Annotated in this window: 16 protein-coding genes; 8 read left to right on the forward strand and 8 right to left on the reverse strand. The window is 63.1% G+C overall.

The features are described from left to right. Positions 1–33: 33 nt before the first annotated feature. Entirely contained in the window at positions 34–798 is a 765-nt protein-coding gene (locus AC1DB0_RS18805) for a MipA/OmpV family protein (protein ID WP_175170167.1), read from the reverse strand. 132 nt (positions 799–930) lie between these two features. Here AC1DB0_RS18805 and AC1DB0_RS18810 point away from each other — a divergent pair, with 132 nt between their 5' ends. The 4 genes from AC1DB0_RS18810 to AC1DB0_RS18825 all read left to right on the forward strand — a co-directional run bounded on the left by AC1DB0_RS18810 (position 931) and on the right by AC1DB0_RS18825 (position 4,120). Next, the gene (locus AC1DB0_RS18810; protein WP_082387035.1) at positions 931–1,599 is read left to right on the forward strand and encodes a response regulator transcription factor; all 669 of its coding nucleotides are present in this window, start codon (positions 931–933) and stop codon (positions 1,597–1,599) included. Continuing rightward, positions 1,596–2,951: an ATP-binding protein gene (locus AC1DB0_RS18815; protein WP_476758462.1), complete on the forward strand. Its 1,356-nt coding sequence runs from the start codon at positions 1,596–1,598 to the stop codon at positions 2,949–2,951. The genes AC1DB0_RS18810 and AC1DB0_RS18815 overlap by 4 nt, the downstream gene beginning before the upstream one ends. A 101-nt stretch (positions 2,952–3,052) precedes the next feature. After that, complete coding sequence (locus AC1DB0_RS18820; protein ID WP_476758463.1) at positions 3,053–3,718, forward strand: GntR family transcriptional regulator; 666 nt, start codon at positions 3,053–3,055, stop codon at positions 3,716–3,718. A 39-nt stretch (positions 3,719–3,757) separates the two neighbouring features. Next, a complete protein-coding gene (locus AC1DB0_RS18825; protein ID WP_175170169.1) occupies positions 3,758–4,120 on the forward strand; it encodes a hypothetical protein in 363 nt (120 codons plus the stop codon). Positions 4,121–4,299: 179 nt separating this feature from the next. Here AC1DB0_RS18825 and AC1DB0_RS18830 read toward each other — a convergent pair whose 3' ends face one another. The 3 genes from AC1DB0_RS18830 to AC1DB0_RS18840 all read right to left on the reverse strand — a co-directional run bounded on the left by AC1DB0_RS18830 (position 4,300) and on the right by AC1DB0_RS18840 (position 6,913). After that, on the reverse strand, positions 4,300–4,968 hold the full coding sequence (locus AC1DB0_RS18830; RefSeq protein WP_476758464.1) for an RraA family protein: 669 nt from the start codon (positions 4,966–4,968) through the stop codon (positions 4,300–4,302). Positions 4,969–5,004: 36 nt separating this feature from the next. After that, positions 5,005–5,970: a Bug family tripartite tricarboxylate transporter substrate binding protein gene (locus tag AC1DB0_RS18835; protein WP_054422832.1), complete on the reverse strand. Its 966-nt coding sequence runs from the start codon at positions 5,968–5,970 to the stop codon at positions 5,005–5,007. 67 nt (positions 5,971–6,037) lie between these two features. Further along, positions 6,038–6,913: an NAD(P)-dependent oxidoreductase gene (locus AC1DB0_RS18840; RefSeq protein WP_447578616.1), complete on the reverse strand. Its 876-nt coding sequence runs from the start codon at positions 6,911–6,913 to the stop codon at positions 6,038–6,040. 198 nt (positions 6,914–7,111) lie between these two features. Here AC1DB0_RS18840 and AC1DB0_RS18845 point away from each other — a divergent pair, with 198 nt between their 5' ends. From AC1DB0_RS18845 to AC1DB0_RS18855, 3 genes are all read left to right on the forward strand, one after another. After that, positions 7,112–7,621 carry a DUF1993 domain-containing protein gene (locus tag AC1DB0_RS18845; protein ID WP_054423329.1) on the forward strand — a complete coding sequence of 170 codons (510 nt, stop codon included), beginning with the start codon at positions 7,112–7,114 and terminating at the stop codon, positions 7,619–7,621. A 249-nt stretch (positions 7,622–7,870) separates the two neighbouring features. Beyond that, on the forward strand, positions 7,871–9,436 hold the full coding sequence (locus tag AC1DB0_RS18850; protein ID WP_476758465.1) for an FAD-dependent monooxygenase: 1,566 nt from the start codon (positions 7,871–7,873) through the stop codon (positions 9,434–9,436). Positions 9,437–9,522: 86 nt separating this feature from the next. Next, complete coding sequence (locus tag AC1DB0_RS18855) at positions 9,523–9,969, forward strand: SRPBCC family protein (RefSeq protein WP_447578618.1); 447 nt, start codon at positions 9,523–9,525, stop codon at positions 9,967–9,969. A gap of 45 nt (positions 9,970–10,014) precedes the next feature. Here the strand turns inward: AC1DB0_RS18855 and AC1DB0_RS18860 are convergent, their stop codons facing one another. The 3 genes from AC1DB0_RS18860 to AC1DB0_RS18870 all read right to left on the reverse strand — a co-directional run bounded on the left by AC1DB0_RS18860 (position 10,015) and on the right by AC1DB0_RS18870 (position 12,243). Further along, on the reverse strand, positions 10,015–11,265 hold the full coding sequence (locus AC1DB0_RS18860; RefSeq protein WP_476758466.1) for a type II toxin-antitoxin system HipA family toxin: 1,251 nt from the start codon (positions 11,263–11,265) through the stop codon (positions 10,015–10,017). Next, positions 11,258–11,515: a helix-turn-helix domain-containing protein gene (locus AC1DB0_RS18865; protein ID WP_175170173.1), complete on the reverse strand. Its 258-nt coding sequence runs from the start codon at positions 11,513–11,515 to the stop codon at positions 11,258–11,260. The genes AC1DB0_RS18860 and AC1DB0_RS18865 overlap by 8 nt, the downstream gene beginning before the upstream one ends. A 143-nt stretch (positions 11,516–11,658) precedes the next feature. Further along, complete coding sequence (locus AC1DB0_RS18870) at positions 11,659–12,243, reverse strand: YceI family protein (protein ID WP_054422838.1); 585 nt, start codon at positions 12,241–12,243, stop codon at positions 11,659–11,661. A gap of 233 nt (positions 12,244–12,476) precedes the next feature. Here AC1DB0_RS18870 and AC1DB0_RS18875 point away from each other — a divergent pair, with 233 nt between their 5' ends. Then, on the forward strand, positions 12,477–13,283 hold the full coding sequence (locus tag AC1DB0_RS18875; RefSeq protein ID WP_054422843.1) for a hypothetical protein: 807 nt from the start codon (positions 12,477–12,479) through the stop codon (positions 13,281–13,283). Between the two features lie 238 nt (positions 13,284–13,521). On the opposite strand, the gene AC1DB0_RS18880 is transcribed toward AC1DB0_RS18875, so the two are convergent. Continuing rightward, positions 13,522–14,289: a class II aldolase/adducin family protein gene (locus tag AC1DB0_RS18880; RefSeq protein WP_175170174.1), complete on the reverse strand. Its 768-nt coding sequence runs from the start codon at positions 14,287–14,289 to the stop codon at positions 13,522–13,524. Position 14,290 lies beyond the last annotated feature (1 nt).

Raw genomic sequence — 14,290 nt, forward strand, 5'->3', positions numbered from 1 at the left:
CAACGGCCCTGGCCTGTGCCTGTGCGCCGGACCTTAGAAGCGGTACGCGACGCCCACCGAACCAAACAGGTTCGTCTTGCGTTCGGTCAGCGGGCTGTCGCGCGCGTCACCCAACAAGGTCGACACACCAATGGACGACACAGTGCTCCAACTGGGGTTGATGCGATACGACCACGTTGTGAACAGCGCAGCCGACTTGAAGCCCGAGGACGGGCTGTAGGTGGACAGGCCCGCCTTGCTGCGCGCCGCCTGCGACGACGTCACGCCGTACCAGGTCTGCATGGCGTCCTGGTTGGCCCATTCCGTGCGCACGCCGACCTGCACCGTGTGCTTCTCGGTCATCAGCGCGGCGTAGGACGCACGCAATTCGATGTTGCCGCCGTAGCCGCTGCGTGCCGCCTGCTTGTAGCCCGCGCCCAGCGAATACCGGCCCGGCCGCCATTCCACATAGGCGCCGTAGGCGCCATGGAACTTGATGTCGTCCAACCCCTTGGTAAGGTCGGCGTCGTCGGCCTTGCGGCCCAGGCTCATGCCCACGAAGACGCCCGCGTCCAGGTCGGACGCCAGCGACGTCTTCAAGCCCATCGCCGGCAAACCCATGCGCGGCGTAATGAAGAAATTGCCCGAGTGGTAATTGATGAGCGGCACGGGCAAGGCCCGGTACTCGCTCGACCCTTCATAAACCGGGACCACTCCGACCCCTAATCCGATGAAGTTTGTGCTCTGCGCGTGCGCGGCGCCTGCGCCGCTGATTGCCACGCCTGCCGCGAGGCCGCTTGCTACTATACCCATCCGCATCCGGACTTCCTTCCGTTCTATTCACTGGCCGTGGGGCGACCGCCCCCGGGAATGGGCAGCATTGTCCCGAGCAACTTTTAATAATTCTTTAAGACTCCGCCGCCACGCGCCGGAGACGGCGTTGGAGTGTGTTTGCGTATCCTGCTTGTAGAAGATGACCCCATGCTGGGCGACGCCTTGCGCGCGGGCCTGATTCAAGATGGCGCCGACGTGGACTGGGCGCGCGACATGCCCCAGGCGCACCTGGCGCTGGTGGACCACGGCTACCACGCCGTGCTGCTGGACCTGGGGCTGCCCGAGGGCAGCGGCCTGACCTTGCTCAAGACCTTGCGCGCCCGTTTCGATACCACGCCCGTGCTGATCATCACGGCGCGCGACCGCTTAAGCGAACGCATCCAGGGCCTGGACGCAGGCGCCGATGACTATCTGGTGAAACCGTTTCAGCTGGATGAACTGCTGGCGCGCCTGCGCGCCGTGCTTCGGCGCAGCAGCAACAGCGTGGTGTCCGCACTGCGCTGCCGCGACGTGGTGCTGGAACCCGCGCGCCGCATCGTGACGCAAGGCGGTGACGAAGTCTCGTTGAGCGCACACGAATATCACACGCTGCTGGCGCTGATGCAGCGCATGGGCCACACCGTCAGCCGCGATCAGCTGGAAGTGGCCGTGTATGGCAGCAGCGGCACCATCGAAAGCAATACCGTTGCGGTCTATATCCATCAACTGCGGCGCAAGCTGGGCGACGGGCTGATCGAAACGCAGCACGGTCTGGGTTACCGCATCGTGCCGGACAGCGCGCCATGACCACCCTGCGCCGGCGCGTCGCCATCACCTTGCTGCTGGCCATGCTGGCCACATGGGCCACGGTGTTTACGCTGATCTACCTTGAACAGACGCGCGCCGAGACCGGCATGTCGGACCAGAACCTGCGCGACGGCGCGCAGAAAGCGCTGATGTCGCTGCCCACCAGCCTGATGCAGACCGGGCGTTCTGGCGAAGACCGCTTTGAACTGCCGGTGTCGACGCCTTTTGATGGCGAGTCCCTGAGCTTCCAGGTCTGGTCCCTGGATGACAAGCGGCGGCTGGTGCAATCCCCCTGGGCGCCCGACGAGCCGCTGGTGCCCAGCTTTGTCGATGGCTTTCACGACGTCACGCTGGCCGGCGCACCGTGGCGCGCCTATGCGGTGTCAGACGCCGATGGCCGCGTGCAAGTGCAGTTCGCCAAGTCAGCCGCGAAATTGCGGCGTGACACCGCCACACGCATGGGTAGCGGCCTGGCGTTCCTGAGCGTGCTGTTTGTAGTGCTGACCGGGCTGACGTGGCTCGTGATACGCCGCGCCTTCCGCCCCGTGGACCGCGCGCGCGAGGCGATACTCAGCCGCACGGGCATGGACCTGACGCCCCTGCCCACGCACGGCATGCCCGGAGAATTGCAGCCCTTCATCGCATCCATCAATGATCTGCTGGGGCGCTTGTCGGCGTCTTTGGAACGCGAGCGGCGCTTTCTGGCCGACGCCGCGCACGAGCTTCGAACACCGCTTGCCGCACTTAGCGCCTATGCCGAGCTGGCGGCGCGCAGCGATACCGCAGCAGCACGCGAACAGGCCGTGCTGAAACTGCGCGACGTCGCCACCCGCACGACCCGTCTGGCCGAACAGCTGCTGGATCAGGCGCGCATGGAAGCCCAGGTCGAAGGCGCTGCCGAACCCGTTGCGCTGGACCGCCTGGCCGAAATGATTGTGCGCGACAACGAAGGGCTGGCGCATCGCAAACGCCAGCGCATCAGCCTGGACACGCAAGCGGCAGAGGTGCGCGGCGGCGTCGACGCGCTGGGCGTGCTGGTGCGAAATCTGCTGGACAACGCGTTGCGCTACACGCCCGACGGCGGCCGCGTGTCGGTCGCGTGCGGGCCGTTGGACAACGGCGGCGCCTGGTTGACGGTGCAAGACAACGGGCCGGGCATCGCACCCGCCGAACGCGAACGCGTGTTCGACCGCTTCTACCGCAAGCCCGGCACAGCGGAACGCGGCAGCGGCATCGGCCTGTCGTTGGTGGCGCAAATTGCCGCCAGCCACAATGCGCGCATCGAATGGGGGCCAGGCCTGGATGGGCGTGGTGTAGGCATCACGATCACGTTCGCAAGCGGCGGCGCCTGACAAAGCACGCCGCCACGACGTGCAGCTGCACGGGTGATTGGGGCGACCTCCTTCGGGTATAGTCTGGAACTCTTCGCGCCCTCCAGGAAAGCTTCGCCACCATGACCAGCGCCCGCGACCTTGTCTACGGGGAACTCCGCCGACGGCTGATGTCCGGCGTGTTCCTGCCTGGCGAGCGCTTGCGTGAAGAGCATATTGCGGCGGAGCTTTCGGTTAGCCGGACGCCGGTGCGCAGCGCCATTGAACGCTTGATTGCCGATGGGCTGGTCAAGCGTGAAGGGCGGCGCGGCGCGGAAGTATTGGGCTGGGTGGATCGTGACATCAACGAAGCGTTCGAGCTGCGTCTGCTGCTTGAACCCTATGCCGCCCGCAGCGCCGCCGAGCGCGCCACGCCCGAACAGATCGACCATCTGGAACAGATCAACCAGCGCATGATGGACGCGATTCTTTCCGACGACACCGACAAGGTCGCCCGCGTGCAGCATTGCAATAATCTTTTCCATCACGCCTTGCTGGATGCGGCGCAATCGGCGCGCGTGCGCACGATGGTTGAGAATCTGCTGGACATGCCGATCATCATCGGCTCGTTCTATTTCTACACGCATGACGACATGCTGCGCAGCGTGGAGCATCACCGCCAGATCATCGCCGCGTTGCGCGCGCGCGATCCGGCATGCGCCGACATCGCGATGCGCTTTCACCTGACCACCACGCACCTGCTTTTTCGCAGCCAGCGCAAGCCGCCTGCGCCGACGCCTGCCGCGTGACACGGCGGCTGATTTCAGCGCCTTTTTTGATTCGTTCCCATGTATTCGCCCCAGATCCTCGTCGCCCTTTTCGTCCTGCTGCTTGCCGTCGTCATTCCGCTGATTGCGCTGATGGTGCGGGTGGTGGAACTGGTTCGATGGCAGACCCAGCCCTATTCGCCCACGCGTGGCGAACGTCCGCGCTTCGCTGGGCCGCTGTTGACGCTGCTGTTCAGTTGCCTGGCAGTCAGCGACTTCACGGACTATGAGCCGTTTCGCACCATCGCCGAAATGAATCCGGTACCGCTGTCGGCGCGCGCGTATTTCACAGTGGCGATGCTGGTGCTGGCGGTGCTGTCGTGGGCATATGGCGGCGCGATCTTGGATCGCATTCTGGGCCGTGCGAAAAACGATAAGGGCTGAAGGAAACAAAATGGGCTGAAGGGCGCACGCAAGCGGCGGCCCTTCAGCCCTTCAACGGTTCCGACATTCCGCGGTTCTGCGGTTCTGCGGTTCAGCTGTTCTGCGGTTCAGCTGTTCTGCGGTTCAGCCATTCAGCCATTCAGCAGTTCAGCCGTTCAGCGATGTCTATCGCCAGGCCCTTAAGGCTTCCAGCCCTGCGCCTTCATCCGCGCGTCGATCCACGACGTGTCCAGCGTGCCGGCGGCGATCTGCGCCAGCATCTGTTCTTCCACTGCGTGCTTGGCGGATGCGGCTTCGTACAGCGCTTCGACCTGGTCATACGGCAACGACAGCAAGCCGTCTTCATCGCCCAGAATCAAGTCGCCCGGTTCGATCGTCATGCCGTCCAGCGAGATGACGGCATTGATTTCGCCGGGGCCATCCTTGTATGGCCCGCGGTGCGTGACGCCCGCCGCATACACGGGGAAGGAACTGCGGCGGATCGTGCCGCAATCGCGGATCGCGCCGTTGATCACGATGCCGGCCAGGCCGCGCGTTTGCGCATAGGTCGTCATGATTTCACCGATGATGGCGTTGGTGAGGTCGCCACCGGCATCCACCACCACCACATCACCCGGCTGAGCCAGTTCCAGCGCCTTGTGCACCAGCAGGTTGTCGCCGGGACGCGTGCGCACCGTCAGCGCGGGGCCCGCCAGCGGATGGCCGTCGTGCATGGGCCGCAGGCGGGCGCCGCCCGCCGTCATGCGCGACATGCAGTCGCTGATATTGGCAACAGGAATGCGGCGGAATTTCTCGACGAAGTCGCTGCTGACCGCGCGCTTGCGCGGGTGGATTTCAAAACCGATCATGGGTGGCTCCGATGGCGTTCAGGGGATCTTGCAAGATCATTGTTTGGGGATGCCGGCTTCCTGCACGACCTTGCCGAAGACGTCGTGGTCGGCGCGATGGCGCTTGCCCAGGTCGGCAGGCGTGCCCGTCATGACGCTATAGCCCGAGTCTTCCAGCTTCTTCACCACATCCGGCTTCGCTTGCGACTTGTTCAGCGCCTGGTTCAGCGTGGCGACCACATCGTCCGGCGTCTTGCCCGGCGCCATCAGCCCCCACCAGATGGTTTGGTTGATGGTCTTGAAACCGCTTTCCGCAAAGGTCGGCACGTCGGGCAAGGCGGGCGAACGCGCGTCGGCCACTACCGCCAGCGCGCGCACTTTGCCGCCGCGAATCTGCGGCAACAGCGATGCGACGGAACCGGTGTAAAGATCAATGCGGCCGCTGGCCAGATCGGGGAACGCCTGCGACCAGCCGCGGTACGGAACGTGCATCAGTTCCATGCCGGCCGCCTTGCGCCACAGATGGCCAATCAAATCGCCGCTGCCGCCAATGCCGGGAATGCCCAGCGAGACCTGGCCCGGGCGCGCCTTGGCTGCCTTGACCACGTCATCCAGCGTCTTGTATGGCGACTCCGGCACCACCACGAACACGCTGGGTGAAGACGCCACCAGACCCACCGGCTTGAAGTCCTTGAAGGTGTCGTAGCTGAGCTTGTTGTACAGCCACGGGTTCAGCACGATGTTGTCCGTCTGCGCCATCACCAAGGTGTGGCCGTCCGGCTTGGCGCGCGCCGTGGCGTCCAGCGCCAGGTTGCCGCCCGCGCCGGGCTTGTTTTCCACGACGATGTTCCAGCCCGTGTCCTGCGCGATGGCCGAACCGATCATGCGTGTCAGCGTGTCGGTGCCGCCGCCCGGCGGAAAGGGCGAGATCAGGGTGATCGGGGCCGAGCCCATGTCGGCCGCGCTTGCTGCGGCCGAGGCGACGAGCAGCGTGGCCGTCAGCAGTGTTTTCAGGGATGTCATTGTCTTCCTCGCTAGTGTTTTGAAATCGGGCAGCCCTCTGCGGGGCCGGCCCTGTCTATCTGATCGATCAGGATTGGCGCGCCAGCGGCGTCAACCACGCCAGCCGGTCGGCAACCGAATCCGGTACGTTGAACGAACCTGCTGCGCGGGCCGCTTCAATGCCTTGCGTGGTGCGCGCGAACAAGCGCTCAACGCCGTCCAGCACCAGCGGCTGCAACCCGGCTTCCACCAGTTGTTCGCGCGCTTCGCGCACTTCGGCCAAGCGGCGCGGCGCGTGCAGCACGTGCGAGCGGACGAAGGAATCAACGAAGGTCGTCAGCGGCGTGCGGTCCATATCGGACAACACTTCATACAGCGATGCGCGCAGGCCCATGCTTTCAGCGGCGACCAGGCATTCGACGGCCAGGCTTTCCATGCCCTTGGTCAGAATGCTGCGCAGCAGTTTCAGGCGCACGGCGTCGCCCGCCTCGCCATCGATGGCTTGCGCGGGCGCGCCGCAACCGGCCGTGAACGCGGCCACCGCAGGGGCGCCCGTGCCGGCGCACAAGAGCGGCGTACGCGCGCCCAGCAAGGCGATGGCGCCCATGATCGCGACGTCGGTAAAGGGCACGCCCAACTGCGCGGCGACCTCGGCCGCCGCGCGCATGTCACCCGAACTGGCGGTCGTGAAATCCGCATAGGCGGCGTCTTTGCGCAGGTGCGGCAGCGCCTGTTTGGCGACTTCAAGCGCGGCGTGGCCGAACACGGCTGACACGACAATGTCCGCCTCGGTCAGCCACGGGCCGGCTTCGGCGTGCAGCACGCTGCCATGCGAGGCGGCGCGCGCCTGCATCTCGGCGTCCTGGCGCAATTCGCCGATACCCACAATGACATGCCCGCCCGCCACCCACTCACGCGCGTAGCAATCGCCGACTTCTCCACAACCTATCAGTGCAATTTTCATCTTCATAAATACAAAAAAAATACATACAGCGTTATAGCCTGGGAGAATTTGGCCGTATAACTCGTGTAAACCCTAGGTTTCCCCAGTTTTTGGAAACATTAAAAGTACAAGAAACCCGGTCATCGATTGCTGGTAGTCTTGCCCTCAGCCGCGCAGGCCCTGCCCGCGCCCGCCTTCAACATTTCAGCGAGACACCTCATGACCGCCCCCCTTTACGACGCCTCCGTCCCCGTCATCAAACAAATGCTGTCCGCGCTGTCGGACGTGCTGAAAAAGGCCGAGGCTCACGCCACCGAGAAAAACATCGACGCGTCCGCCTATCTGGGCGCCCGCCTGTACCCGGACATGTTCCCGCTGTCGCGCCAAGTGCAGATCGCCACCGACTTCGCCAAGGGCATTGCGTCCCGTCTGGCTGGCGCCGACGTGCCGTCGTGGCCGGATGGCGAACCCACGTTTGCCGAGCTGCAAGCGCTGATAGCCAAGACGCTGGCGCACGTGGGCTCGTTCAAGCCGGAACAGTTCGAGCAAAGCGCCTCGCTGGAAATCGTGCTGCGCCCCGGCACGCCGAAGGAAAAGAAGCTGTCGGGCAGCGCCTACCTGCTGCACTATGGTCTGCCGCAATTCTTCTTCCACGTCACGACCGCCTACGCGATCCTGCGCCACAACGGCATTGAAGTCGGCAAGCGCGACTACATGGGCGCGTATTGATGCCTGAGCGCGTCGGCGGCTGACGCCGCACACGTAAAGAAGGGCCGCGAATCACAGATTCGCGGCCCTTTTCATTGGCACTCAGCGCCTGGTGCACGCGCACCGGTTCGCTTTTTCCTCGGCCATCCGACGGGTGCGCACGGCGTTGACGGTGCGCACTTGCTTCGCTCTAATCGCCAGACGCGACGCCGCATGACGCACCACCCGCCTACGCTCTTCCATCGCTGCCCCCGCCCAGGGAGTTCCAAGATGATCGCCACCCCCGTTCTGATCGTAGGCGCCGGCCCCGCCGGTTTGCTGACCGCCGCGGAGCTCGCCCGGCGCGGCGTCGAATGCCTGCTGATCGACGCGCACGAACAACCCATGGACTGGGACCGCGCCACCGTCGTGCATCCTCGATCACTCGAAATCCTGGACGCACTGGGTATCGCTGAACCCCTCTTGCAGGCAGGCGTCAAGCAGCGCCACGCCCATATCCATGCCGACGGGGCCGTGTTGGGCGACATTGACCTGTCACTGTGCGGCAGCCGGTATCCCTTCAATATCGGCATTTCTGAAGAAGTGACTGAATCCAGTCTTCACGATCATCTTGTCGCCCTTGGCGGGGCCGTCACGCGCGCGACCACGCTGGTGGATTTGCAGGTGCAATCCGATGGCGTGATTGCCACCCTCGAACACCACGGCGAGCGCTCGCAGGTTCACGCGCAATGGGTGGTGGGATGCGATGGGCACCGCAGCACCGTGCGCACGCTGATGGGCATTGAACAAGACGGCCACGACATTCATCAGCCCTGGGCCGTATTCGACGCATCCATTGCCGCGTGGCCGATGTCTTACGAAGCGAACTATGCCTATCTGGACCCCACGCCGGTCATTCTGACGGCGCTGCCCGGCCGCCGGTGGCGCGTGTACCTGCGCCCTGCCTCGGCGGATTCCGATCTGGTGGCCGACGCGCTGGTCACGTTGCAACGCTATCTGCCCGACGCGCGCTTTGACGACGTCTCGCATCCCACACGATTCGATTGCCATGCCAAGGTTGCGCAGCAATTCCGGTCTGGCCGCGTGCTGCTTGCCGGCGACGCCGCGCACACGTGCAGCCCGGCGCAAGGGCACGGCATGAATACGGGGCTGCAAGATGCCTACAACCTGGGATGGAAGCTTGCGCTGGTCTGCCAGGGCCACTGCGCCGAGACGTTGCTGGATAGTTATCACGCCGAACGCCGGCCCGTGGCCGACCAGGTGATGGCATCGGGTGATGCGGCCGAAAGCGCGCAGTCGGTCAAAGGGCAACGCGCCCGCCATGAGCGGGACATGGCGATCCAAGCGGCGTTTGCCGACCCGGACACCCGGCACCATGAAGCGGTGGCGGAGGCCGAGCTGGATATCGACTACGCAGGTTCTCCCATCGTCATGGGCGAACCGCAAGCCGCGCTTTGGCCGGGCCAGCGCCTGCCGGACCAGATCACGCTTGCTTTCGCGGACGGAAGTACAGGGCGCTTGCATGCTTGCGCCTATCGCGTGGGCCATACCGCCGTGTTGATCGGCTGCGCCCACACAAGCGACGACGAGCTGGCGCGCGTGCGCCGCGAGATGGAAGCGCTATCGGGCGGCCCCATCATCGAACAAGTCGTCGCGCTGAGTGCGAATGCCGGCGTGGCGGGCGCGGATGCGTACCTGACAGTTGACGTTGCCGACACGCTCGGCGTGCGCGGCATCGTGCTGCTGGTCATCCGGGCGGACGGCCACGTAGGCATGCGAGCCGGACAGGACCATGCCAAAGCCTTGTCGGCCTACATCGACCGCTTGCGGACCTAAGGGTTATTACCGATCCCGGTGATGTCGATTTGGGTGTCCGCTGAACGTCGTAGCAATACGACCCACTCATTCAAGGCGGACACACCATGACTACCGGAACCGTAACGCTCCACCGCGTTCTGCGCGCCTCGCCCGATCGCATCTATCGCGCATTCATCGACGGCGACGCCCTGGCCAAATGGCTGCCCCCGTATGGCTTCACGTGCCAGGTCCACCACCTGGACGCCAAAGTCGGGGGCACCTACAAAATGTCGTTCAAGAATTTTGGTTCCGGCCACAGCCACCACTTTGGCGGTGAATACCTGGAACTGTCGCCGTCAGAGAAGCTGCGCTACTCCGACCGCTTCGACGACCCCAATCTGCCTGGCGAAATGATCACCACGGTGACCTTGCGCAAAGTGATGTGCGGCACGGAACTCACCGTGGTGCAGGAAGGCATCCCGGCCGCGATTCCCACCGAGATGTGCTATCTGGGCTGGCAGGAATCACTGATGCAGCTGGCGAAGCTGGTCGAGCCGGAAATTCAAGACTGAGCGGGGCGGGTGCGCTGGGGGTGCGCTGGGGGTGCGCTGGGTGCTCTACGCGTCCGGCTTTGCCACGAACACCATGGGCGCCCGCAGCGACGCGCAACCGTTGTCCCATTCGCGCTTCATCTTGGCTAGAAATTCTGCGTCGACACGGTGCGCTTCGTCCCGCAGGACTTCGTCCATGGCTGCCGCTATCCGTTCGATAACCGCTTCGGGCCGCGACACGGCGCAAGCCGTACGGCCGAATTGCAGCAAGCCCTTACGCGTCGGATATTCCTTTTTCTTGTTCATCTTCAGCGCAAGGGTGCGGTCAGACAGCGTGCGGCCAGACTGCGGGTCCTCAATTTCGTACACGCTGGTCGTGACCACGTCATACAGCGGCGCCAACGCCGCGGGCTCGGCACCCGGGTGGCGGTAGAGCAATCCAAAATTTTTCAGATGCGCATCCCCGTTGCGCACCATGACCGACAGCGTCACGTATTCAAAATATCGCGCCAGGCTTTCCATTCGATTGGCTCCGCACAACAGGCCGATCATTTCTGCGACGGTCTCGTATGAGCTCAGGTACTTCTCTTTTGCGGTCTTGCGCAACAACACGGCCATGTCTTCAAACCCAAGTTGTTCCGGGCCTTCCAGATCAAAGCGCCGCATCACAAAGAGAGAGCCATCGTCCGACAGCCAAAAATCCGGCACGCGCAGGCCGGCTTTTTTTGCCGCGCTCATGCATAGGAATTCGTTCTGCGCCAGAAAGGGATAGTCTTCGCCCGCCGCTTTCACAATCAGGTCCGACGTGAAGGGGGTGGATTTATCGACGACGGGTTTCGCATTGGCGGTGTCCGCATCCGGCATCATGACTTTCGGTTGAAACCCCGAAATGCCGGACGTGAGGTAGGTGCTGACCAGGTAATCGAAAAGTTCAACGCTTGCCCCGCTGGCCAGCAACGCCGAGAGCCCCATCGTGGGTTGAACCCGCATGGCATCCGCGCCCGGTTCTCGATAGCGCAGGCGTCCGATCTGGTTACTGCCGGTCAAGGCAAGCAAACGCATGTCGTCCAGTTGCACGTCTTTGCCAAAGCGTTCCCAGAGCTTTTCATACAGATAGCCCTCTGGCCGATTCATGGCAAAAATCGGTGGCAAGACGGTGTCGGCGTAACTCTCGGCGCGGTGCGGCATGATGAGCGAGATCTCCCGGTCTTGTTCCGGCCGCGTGTAGTTGAAGACAAAACGGGATTCCTTTTCCAGTAACCCCGACTCGCCTTGCGGCGTGCTGATTTCCAGCTGCTTTATCTTCGCGTTACTCATCGCTCATGCGCTCCACATCGTCATAGTTGATGCTTGCGGTATCAATCCGAAGACCCATGTTGAGCACGGCCAGGGCTCGCATGATCGAATGCAGGCCCACGTTTTCACCTTTCTCGATTTGCACGATCAATTGGCGTGTCAGGCCGGCTCGCTGGGCGAGCTCTGCCTGACTGAGCTGGCGCTGCTTTCGTTCGCGCTTAAAACTGGCTCCGAACTGCGCAGGAAGCACTGCGGTTGGAAAGTACGGCATCGTCGACATTCCTCGAACTGAATCCCACCATGGTGGATATACCGTACATCAAAGCCGCTTCGAAAAGTACGATAAAACAGACAAAATTTAGTTATACCTAATTTTTGTACGATATTTCGTACTTTCATACAGACAGCCTAGCCTTACGGACGCCTTCCTGCCTCCACCTGGATCTTCAATTCCACCTCTGGCTTGAAGCCCATGTCCAAACCAAAGTTCAGGCCGAAATCCTTGCGGCTGAACTTCGTGGATACGTCCGCCCCGCACACCTCGCGCTTTTCCATGGGGTGCTGGATGCATTTGAAGTCGTCGATATCCATCGTCACCTTGCGCGTGACGCCGCGCAGGGTCAGATCGCCGGTGGCTTCTTCGGGGCGGTCGCCGTCGAACTTGGTGAAGGTGCCCTTGAAGGTGGCGGTGGGGTATTTGGCAGCGTCGAAGATGTCGGGCGCGACGGCGTGCTGGTTCATTTCGTCGTGGCCGAAGTCCACGGAATTGATATCCACCGTGACGTCCACGGTGCCGGTACGCGCTTCGCGGTCCAAGACGACCACGCCTTGGGACTTGTTGAATTTGCCGCGCCAGGTGGACAGGCCGCCAAAGTGATCGGCTTCGAAACTGGGATAGGTGTGGGACGGGTCCAGGTCATACGTCACCGGGGCGGCGGCGGCAGGCAGGGTCAGCATCAGCGTGCTGGCGCCCAACAGCAGGGTCGGAATCAACTTCATCAAAGCTCCTTATGACGGGTGGATTTGGCCAGGCGCGAAACGCGCGCTGCCTAGCTCGAAACACCAACAATATCATTCAGGTTGCAGTCAGACTGCAAGTGAAGTCTGACTTCATTTCTCGTTAGGCCGACAGCCTGCAACGCCTTGTCCGAAACCCTCACCATTTTGTAAAGGCGTAACTTCGATTCACGCAATAATGCGCGCATACCTGCTCCGCAATCACGGGAACCACTATGAATAAAGTGTTTGCTTTGCTGATCGCGGCCGCGTTACCGGCAGCGGCCCTGGCGCAACCCACGGTGGAACCGCTGAAGCTCAACGCGGACAACAAGTTGTATTGCAACGCGCAAACGGATTGGTGTGTGGGGATCAACACCGAGGGCACGATGGAAACGAACGGCCCGTACGCCACGAGCCGCACGCTGCGCACCGACCGCAAAGTCTGGGACTTGCCCGACATCCCCAACTTCAAGAGCTTCACCGTCTGGCCCCATCTGATCCGGCTGAGCGAAGAGCGGGCAATTGTCGGCGTCATCGGCCCGTCGCAGCCGGACTACAACCTGGAAACGCCGTTCTCGGGCGGCAGTTTCACGCGCGAAGACCTGTATCTGTTCGAAGTGGATCTGGGCGAGTCCACAAGTTCAAACTTGGTGTTCATCATGCCGAAGTCGGCCAGCGCGTCGATCCGCGCCTGCTTTAACCAAGCCGACGAGAAAAAGCGTGCGGGCCAGTGCATGGATGCGTACCGCTACCAGGCGGAGCTTGCCGCTCTGCCTGGCACGGCGGGCGCAACGGGCAAGGAGTATCCGGACTTGCAGGTGACGACGCAGGCCACGCGCGCGCCCGCTGGCGCGAGCCGCTACGCGGATTCCACGAAGCGGCCGGCGCTGACCGCGGCACAAGCCGCGCCCGCGGCCGATACGGAATGCAGCTACACGGCAACGTACCGTTGGAACCCCGATGGCGGACTCTACGAGCCCGCCAAGCCGGTGCCGGATTGCAGCGAATTCCTGGACGTGACGCCCAAAGCGAAGCCGTAACAGGAAAAGCCGTAACTGGAAAAAGCCGGAACCGGGAAGCCGCAACCGGGAAAGCCGTAACCGGGAAAGCCGCTACCGGGAATGCCGCAACCGGGAATGCCGCAACCGGGAATGCCGCAACCGGGAATGCCGCAACCGGGAAGCCGAAACCGCGAAAGCCTTAACCGGGAAGCCGCAACCGCAATGCGTTATCGCAGCCATAACGGCCACCCGCTAAGCCCCCCGCCCACCTGCGCCCTTAGTCGGCGTAGCCCGGATTGCGGCGGTCCAGCCGGCGCAGCAAGCCCGGCCAGGCCAGAGACGCTTTGTAGGCCCGGTCGGCCGGGGATTCCACGGCGGCGCGCGCCAGCACTTCCGGCGGAATGAAGATCAGCTCACCGCCACCCGCCTGCGCGCGCACCTGCGCCATGCAGGCGGCTTCCAGGCGGTGCATGGCCTGGAAGGCCTCGGCCATCGTCTGGCCCACCGTCAGCAAACCATGGTTGCGCAGGATCATGTAGTTGTTCGCACCCAGGTCATGGACCAGACGCGGTTGCTCTTCCGGGTTCAGCGCCAGGCCTTCGTAGTCGTGATAGCTGAGCGAACGCAGCGCAATGAACGCGAACTGCGACAAGGGCAACAAGCCCGCCTTCTGCGCCGACACCGCCACGCCATTGATGGAATGCGTGTGCAGCACGCACATCGCGTCCTTGCGGGCTGCGTGGATACAGCTGTGAATGGTGAAGCCGGCCGGGTTGATGTTGTATTCCGACTCCATCACCTTGTTGCCGTGCAGGTCGATCTTGACCAGGCTGGACGCCGTGATCTCGTCGAACATCATTCCGTACGGGTTGATCAGGAAATGTTCGGTGCCCGGCACTTTGGCGGTGATGTGCGTGAAGATCAAATCGTCCCATCCGAACAGCGCCACCAGCCGGTACAAGGCCGCCAAATCCGTGCGCACCTGCCATTCGGTTGCGCTGACCTGTTCACGCACGCTGCCGCCCTGCTTGCTTACCGTATCCATT

It is taken from the genome of Achromobacter sp. 10T422, assembly GCF_056394065.1.

What these genes read in the sequence shown, in the direction of transcription:
- AC1DB0_RS18880 (WP_175170174.1), bottom strand. Translation starts at nt 14,289, where the DNA reads ATGGATACGGTAAGCAAGCAGGGCGGCAGCGTGCGTGAACAGGTCAGC.
- AC1DB0_RS18870 (WP_054422838.1), bottom strand. Translation starts at nt 12,243, where the DNA reads ATGAAGTTGATTCCGACCCTGCTGTTGGGCGCCAGCACGCTGATGCTG.
- AC1DB0_RS18840 (WP_447578616.1), bottom strand. Translation starts at nt 6,913, where the DNA reads ATGAAAATTGCACTGATAGGTTGTGGAGAAGTCGGCGATTGCTACGCG.
- AC1DB0_RS18825 (WP_175170169.1), top strand. Translation starts at nt 3,758, where the DNA reads ATGTATTCGCCCCAGATCCTCGTCGCCCTTTTCGTCCTGCTGCTTGCC.
- AC1DB0_RS18860 (WP_476758466.1), bottom strand. Translation starts at nt 11,265, where the DNA reads ATGAGTAACGCGAAGATAAAGCAGCTGGAAATCAGCACGCCGCAAGGC.
- AC1DB0_RS18815 (WP_476758462.1), top strand. Translation starts at nt 1,596, where the DNA reads ATGACCACCCTGCGCCGGCGCGTCGCCATCACCTTGCTGCTGGCCATG.
- AC1DB0_RS18830 (WP_476758464.1), bottom strand. Translation starts at nt 4,968, where the DNA reads ATGATCGGTTTTGAAATCCACCCGCGCAAGCGCGCGGTCAGCAGCGAC.
- AC1DB0_RS18845 (WP_054423329.1), top strand. Translation starts at nt 7,112, where the DNA reads ATGACCGCCCCCCTTTACGACGCCTCCGTCCCCGTCATCAAACAAATG.
- AC1DB0_RS18805 (WP_175170167.1), bottom strand. Translation starts at nt 798, where the DNA reads ATGCGGATGGGTATAGTAGCAAGCGGCCTCGCGGCAGGCGTGGCAATC.
- AC1DB0_RS18820 (WP_476758463.1), top strand. Translation starts at nt 3,053, where the DNA reads ATGACCAGCGCCCGCGACCTTGTCTACGGGGAACTCCGCCGACGGCTG.
- AC1DB0_RS18835 (WP_054422832.1), bottom strand. Translation starts at nt 5,970, where the DNA reads ATGACATCCCTGAAAACACTGCTGACGGCCACGCTGCTCGTCGCCTCG.
- AC1DB0_RS18865 (WP_175170173.1), bottom strand. Translation starts at nt 11,515, where the DNA reads ATGCCGTACTTTCCAACCGCAGTGCTTCCTGCGCAGTTCGGAGCCAGT.
- AC1DB0_RS18875 (WP_054422843.1), top strand. Translation starts at nt 12,477, where the DNA reads ATGAATAAAGTGTTTGCTTTGCTGATCGCGGCCGCGTTACCGGCAGCG.
- AC1DB0_RS18855 (WP_447578618.1), top strand. Translation starts at nt 9,523, where the DNA reads ATGACTACCGGAACCGTAACGCTCCACCGCGTTCTGCGCGCCTCGCCC.
- AC1DB0_RS18850 (WP_476758465.1), top strand. Translation starts at nt 7,871, where the DNA reads ATGATCGCCACCCCCGTTCTGATCGTAGGCGCCGGCCCCGCCGGTTTG.